Below are 1,669 nucleotides of genomic sequence, written 5' to 3' on the forward strand. Positions count from 1 at the left end.
CTGCAGGGGACTTTCATGGGGAGTCGGGCCTTGATGGCCCCGTTTTCCCACCTCGACAGAGACAAGCAGTACAGGAAGAGAACGGCATTGATGCCATGATCAGGCTCTTGCATACCTATCCAGGAGAGATAAGCATCATCAGCGTTGGGCCACTGACCGACCTTGCATTGGCTATGCAGAAAGATGGAGAGGTAGCACAACTCGCCAAGCAGATCATCATCATGGGAGGCTCTTTCAGTAATGGAAATGTTACCGCTTTTGCTGAATTCAACACCTATGCAGATCCAGAGGCAGCGCAGGTTGTCTTCTCCAGTGGTGCCAAGTTGGTGCTCTTCCCCCTCGATTGTACCAGACAGGTTACCTTGAGCCCCTCACGCCTGGAAGGCTACCATACGATCAAGACGAATTCGGCACAGGTATTTGCCGCTTGCATGGACACCTACCAAGCCAACTATACCCGTCAGAAGCAAGGTTGGCCACAGATGCATGACCCCTTATGTGTGGCCTATCTAGCCGATCCTCAGAAAGTACAGACTGAGTACAAGCGAGTCTGGGTTGATTGCCAGAGGGGCCCTTCCTATGGAAGAACCATCAAGGAAGAGACAAAAAACAACGATGGAGTGCATATTGCCACCTCCATCGATATTCCTTGGTTCTGGTCGCTGGTTGATAAAGCTTTTGCTGTCCTCCCCTAGTGGAAGACAACCAGATCTTCCAAGCGTTCGCGAATCTTCGGCCGTTCTGCTTCAGCAGGATAGCCGAAGGTTGCGAGCAAGGAAGCTTGCCACTGATTACCATCGAGTGACAGTACATCAAGAACCTGCTGTTCATGAAAACCTTCAATGGCACAGCTTTGGATACCCATCAGGGCAGCCCCTGTCATCATATTGGCTATTGCCAGATATCCTTGGCTCTTCAACCAACAGTCCAGACGACCTTCCTGTTTGAGATAATCATAGTAGGGACGATAATCGTCAATGAACACATCAATAGGATCGGGGAATCGCTTTCCACGACTATGCACCAACTCTCCATCAGGATTGGCGAATGCAGCTTTCCTCACCATTACAGCAACGGTAAAGGCACTTGTTGCCACTGACTCCTGGTCAAAACATGCATGAAAGAGTGCTGTTTTCTTTCCTGCACTCCTCACTACATGAAAGGACCACAGTTCAAGACCAAAGGACGTGGGAGTCAATCTACCGTATTCAAGGATCTGTTTCAGTTGAGCATCACTGACATTTCTCTGTTCATCATAGCGTTTACAAGCAAAGCGATGTTGCATGGCATCGATAAAATCCATCAGCGCACCTCACTCGCAACCTGCAAGGCGACCTCAATCATGGGGTACAAGCCTACTGTGCGCATCTCATCGCCAAAGCCCTGACCGGTTACACAACTGTCTGTCATGGTAAGCAGACTCAATGCATGTTTCTTTGTCCATGCAGCAGTACTGTACAAGGCATAGGTTTCCATATCCTGTGCCAAAGCACCCATCCTTGCCCAAGCCTGCCAACTATCCTCTCCCAGTGCATTGTAGGAAGAAAAAAGGTCACTGGAAAACACCATACCGGCATGCATGGGTATATCAAGCTTCTTGGCTTCCGCAAGTGCCCTTAGAAGTAGATTGGAATCGCAGACGGGACTGAGACTTCCCTTCAGGTTATAC

2 protein-coding genes and 1 pseudogene are annotated in these 1,669 nt (G+C 49.6%); 1 reads left to right on the forward strand and 2 read right to left on the reverse strand.

Going from position 1 to position 1,669, the window contains the following annotated elements; translation table 11 throughout:
• Positions 1-695, forward strand: a 695-nt coding sequence (locus tag JF818_RS08500) for a nucleoside hydrolase (RefSeq protein ID WP_198891587.1), incomplete at its 5' end; no start/stop codon positions are given.
• On the opposite strand, the gene JF818_RS08505 is transcribed toward JF818_RS08500, so the two are convergent.
• Positions 692-1,303 (reverse strand): NAD(P)H-dependent oxidoreductase, encoded by a 612-nt coding sequence (locus JF818_RS08505; RefSeq protein WP_198891588.1) that lies wholly within the window; start codon positions 1,301-1,303, stop codon positions 692-694. The genes JF818_RS08500 and JF818_RS08505 overlap by 4 nt on opposite strands.
• Positions 1,303-1,669 (reverse strand): annotated as a pseudogene (locus JF818_RS08510) (purine-nucleoside phosphorylase); the annotation flags it as partial. The gene JF818_RS08505 and the pseudogene JF818_RS08510, both read right to left, overlap by 1 nt.

Origin of the sequence: Sphaerochaeta sp. S2, assembly GCF_016406725.1 — a bacterium.
Classification (GTDB): domain Bacteria; phylum Spirochaetota; class Spirochaetia; order Sphaerochaetales; family Sphaerochaetaceae; genus Sphaerochaeta.